Raw genomic sequence first — 3,740 nt, 5'->3', positions numbered from 1 at the left:
GTGCTGGGCAAGCAAGGCACAGGTGCACTGGTCACCCTGGTGGAGCGCAAGAGCCGGCTCTATCTGGTCAAGCGGGTCGCGAGCAAACAGGCTGGGGTGGTGCGGGATGCGATAATCGAGATGTTAACGCCCTACATCGAGCAGGTGCATACCATCACCTTTGACAACGGCGGCGAGTTTGCCGAACACAAGGCGATAGAGGAAGCGCTGGGTGCCGAGACTTACTTTGCGCACCCTTACTCTTCGTGGGAGCGCGGTCTGAACGAGAACAGCAATGGGCTGTTGAGGCAGTTTATCCCAAAGGGAACAGACCTGAGAGAGGTCACGGACGAGGATGTCAGGAGAGCGGAGCAGTGGCTCAACCTACGACCTCGGAAATGTCTCGGATTCAGGCAGCCTGTCAAGGTATTCGAAGAGTACCGTCAGGCGGCATAGGCGAGTGTCGCACTTCGAAGTTGAATTCGCGAACCAGTCAGGCAGGAAAGGGGAGTCCGGGTTGATGGCCGTCATGCGTGCCTTCACTCGCCGCGGCTGGTAATAGTTGATGCCGAGCAGATCGATCTTGCCGGCGGCCAGCAGTTCGCAGTCGCCGCTTTGCACCACGGGCATCTGATCGTGTTCGCGCAGGATATCGATCAGCTCCTGAGGATAAACTCCCTTCACCGCAGGATCGAGGAAGGCGCGGTTGAAGAACAGGTCAGCAATGAACGAGGCCTTCAAGTCCGCCGGGTTTGAAGAGCGCGGATATGAGGGGGTCAGGTTCAGGACAATGCCGATCTGGCCGGGCAGGGATAGTGTTCGATAACGCTTCACCGCCAGGCTGTGGGCCAGCATCATGTGATAAGCCACCTGGGCTGCCCGTCTGAAGTCCATCTGGTTCGGGTAATGGAAGTCATACAGATAACCACCTTCCACCACCACCACTGGTTCATTGAAGGTCATCCAGCAGGCGACGCGATCACCGAACAGTTTGAAGCAGAGCTCTGCGTACTCGGCATAAGCCGCCACGGTTTCGCGGCTCTCCCAGCCCCCCTGCTCCTGCCAGTACATCGGCATGTCGAAGTGGAACAGGCCGATGAAGGGTTTGATCCCCTTGGCCAGCAGCTCATCGATAACCTTGTTGTAGAAGTCGACGGCCTCCTGGTTGACGGTGTGGCCATCCGGCAGCAACCGGGCCCAGGAGATGGATGTGCGGAAGCTGTTGTGGCCAATCTGTTCCATCAATGCGATGTCTTCACGATAACGATCGTAGAAGGTGGAGGTGTTGGCTGGGCCCACCTGACCGTGGAAACGGTGTGGCTCAGTCTCGAACCAGTGATCCCAGATAGTCGGTGCCTTGCCGCCCGCATTGGCAGCTCCTTCCGATTGTGCGGCCGACGAGGCGCTACCCCACCAGAACCCTTCGGGGAATGTATATTGCATTGCAGTTTCCTCTTGATGACCGGCGTGCAGGCGGCGTGGTGCCCGCACGCCTGGTGCTTACGCCTGACTCTGAATCGGTGTGATTGTGTCTGCTTTTTCTGATCTGGCGGCTTCTTCTGTTTCAGCCGTCTCGGCTTCCTGCTTGAGCAGGGTACGTTCGTAAGCCCGCACGAAGGGGTAATACATCAGGGCGGAGATCCCCATGCAGATGAAGCACATGATTACCGGACTGAGGGCCCAGTTGGTCGCCCAGGAGGCGCCGATGGGGGCCGGCAAACCAGAGGATCTGGCATAATAGCACCGCCAGCAAGACGGCAGGCAGGCTGTCGGAAGCCGCTACCAGTGGTTTGAGCATGGACATGATCGCCTCGGGCAGGATCATGCCTGTGGTTTCCTGCAGCAGCATGTTGAAGGGGTGTAGGGTCAGGATGATCGCCAGGACCGGGATCAGCACCTCGAAGGAGCGCGCCACCCCCATCGGCACCTGCTCGGGCAGACGGATGGTGATGTTGTTGCGCTTGAGCCAGGCGTAGACCTCGGTCGAATAGATGGCGCAAATGAGAGCGGTAAAGATGCCCTGACCGGAGAAATACTGGGTAGAGATGGTACCGTCTTTATATTGCGCTGCCACCAGCATGAACGACATCAGCGAAAGCAGGCCTGTGGTGATGGGGTCCAGAGAGTATTGCTTGGCCAGGCTGGATGCGACTCCCACAGAGATGAATACCGTCATCAGCCCCATGCTCATGTTGAAGGGCAACATGAGATCGGCACGATAGGTGTTGGAGAAGTCCAGCCAGGCTCTGGCAAAGCCCCAGGTGGTTTCGCTGGAGATGGGGGGGAAGATGAAGACCAGCATAAAGCTGCCGACGATCATGAACGGCAGCGCGGCAATGAAGCCGTCACGGATGGCCAGAACATAGCGTTGCTGGCCCAGTTTTCCTGCCAATGGGCCGATCTGTTGTTCGATCAACTTGACCAGCATCCCATAGAGTGAACTCATAGTGTGTGTCCTTCCTTGTCCGCACGCTTAATCAATAAGGGACAGGGCGTAATCCAGCACCTTGTCACCGCGTTGCATGCCGTAATCCATCATGTCAATTGGTTGTACCTTGATCCCATGAATGGCTGCCTTGGCTTGTAGTTCGGGTTGCATGTACTTGATCTGTGGCCCTAGCAAAACCACCTGATAAAGCGGCATCTGATCATCGAACTCTGATGCGCCAAAGGCCTTGATCTCGGCAGCCAAGCCTCGTTTATCAGCTTCAATCACCATCTTCTTAACCAGCAGACTGGTGGACATTCCGGCAGAGCAACACAGCATTATTTTTTTCATGATCATTCCTCAGTTATTAAATTGCGCTCACTATAGATCGACCTAATAATTTGGGAAATCGATTTCACAACTGAGCTTTTGTAATTGTGATGCCGATCACTCGTTGGGTTGTGTTTGTGCGAGATAACGATGTTAAATGCTTTGAAAATAAGGTTTTTTGTGTTTGTGTTGATTAGTTGGATCTGGTTGTTGTTGGGCTTTTCTTTTGGAATATCGATTTCATGTCTGTTGGTTTTTTATGCCAACCCAACACCTGCTGGGCAGGCCCCACAAGATGCAGAGCGTACTCTTCCCGCGGTGCATTGATGTTGAAAGCCCCAACAGATACCCGCCTCCATGATGTCCTGTGCGTTACCGCGCTCTGCTGATTGTTACTCCGCTCTGATGGCAGGTCCCGTCATGGCCTAGGGGCCTTTTCTGGAGCATGTTGGGGATAGGGGACCTTTGAGGTATCCTGATTTTCACAGACAGTCCCGATTGTTACGATGAGACAATCGGGGGTATTGAATGAAATCGAGAGAACACTATTCACCAGAGTTTCGGGCAGAGGCGGTTCGACTGGTGTTGGAGCAAGGCCTTGGCCAAGCTGAAGCCGCCAGAAGGTTGGGTATTGCCAAAGGCACACTGAGCAACTGGGTGGTCGCAGCCAAAGGAGGAAAGGATACATCGGCCATTCCCGGAGCGCGTTCTGTCGCCGAGCTGGAGGCTGAAGTGGCCCGGCTACGCAAAGCTCTCGCACAAGCCAACATGGAGCGCGACATCATAAAAAAGGCCGCCGCGTACTTTGCTCAGGAGTCACTGCCAAGTACGCGTGGATAGCCAACCAAAAGGACATCTATCCCATTTCCGTTATCTGTCGTGTGCTGGAGGTCTCTCGTGCGGGCTTCTACCACTGGCGCCAGCGTCCACCGTCACAGCGCCAACAAGAAGATGAACGACTCAAGGTCGCCATTCGGGCTGCTCACAGCAAGACGCGCCAGAC

3 protein-coding genes and 2 pseudogenes are annotated in these 3,740 nt (G+C 55.4%); 2 read left to right on the top strand and 3 right to left on the bottom strand.

Translation table 11 applies throughout. The features are described from left to right. Positions 1 to 435: pseudogene (locus AB5Y97_RS14645) on the top strand (IS30-like element ISAs2 family transposase); the annotation flags it as partial. Here the strand turns inward: AB5Y97_RS14645 and AB5Y97_RS14640 are convergent. The 3 genes from AB5Y97_RS14640 to AB5Y97_RS14630 form a co-directional block, all read right to left on the bottom strand. Continuing rightward, positions 364 to 1,422, bottom strand: a complete 1,059-nt coding sequence (locus AB5Y97_RS14640) for a glycoside hydrolase family 1 protein (protein WP_368158275.1) — start codon at positions 1,420 to 1,422, stop codon at positions 364 to 366. The pseudogene AB5Y97_RS14645 and the gene AB5Y97_RS14640 sit on opposite strands and share 72 nt — an antisense overlap. 121 nt (positions 1,423 to 1,543) lie before the next feature. Beyond that, on the bottom strand, positions 1,544 to 2,425 hold the full coding sequence (locus tag AB5Y97_RS14635; RefSeq protein WP_368158273.1) for a PTS transporter subunit EIIC: 882 nt from the start codon (positions 2,423 to 2,425) through the stop codon (positions 1,544 to 1,546). 27 nt (positions 2,426 to 2,452) lie between these two features. After that, positions 2,453 to 2,758, bottom strand: a complete 306-nt coding sequence (locus tag AB5Y97_RS14630) for a PTS sugar transporter subunit IIB (protein ID WP_042084018.1) — start codon at positions 2,756 to 2,758, stop codon at positions 2,453 to 2,455. A gap of 507 nt (positions 2,759 to 3,265) precedes the next feature. On the opposite strand from AB5Y97_RS14630, the pseudogene AB5Y97_RS14625 reads away from it, so the two are divergent. Continuing rightward, positions 3,266 to 3,740 (top strand): annotated as a pseudogene (locus tag AB5Y97_RS14625) (IS3-like element ISAeme20 family transposase); the annotation flags it as partial.

It is taken from the genome of Aeromonas sp. R10-2, from assembly GCF_040908445.1.
Lineage (GTDB): Bacteria > Pseudomonadota > Gammaproteobacteria > Enterobacterales > Aeromonadaceae > Aeromonas > Aeromonas veronii.
This window is presented reverse-complemented; position numbering and strand designations above follow the sequence as displayed.

What these genes read in the sequence shown, in the direction of transcription:
- AB5Y97_RS14640 (WP_368158275.1), bottom strand. Translation starts at nt 1,422, where the DNA reads ATGCAATATACATTCCCCGAAGGGTTCTGGTGGGGTAGCGCCTCGTCG.
- AB5Y97_RS14635 (WP_368158273.1), bottom strand. Translation starts at nt 2,425, where the DNA reads ATGAGTTCACTCTATGGGATGCTGGTCAAGTTGATCGAACAACAGATC.
- AB5Y97_RS14630 (WP_042084018.1), bottom strand. Translation starts at nt 2,758, where the DNA reads ATGAAAAAAATAATGCTGTGTTGCTCTGCCGGAATGTCCACCAGTCTG.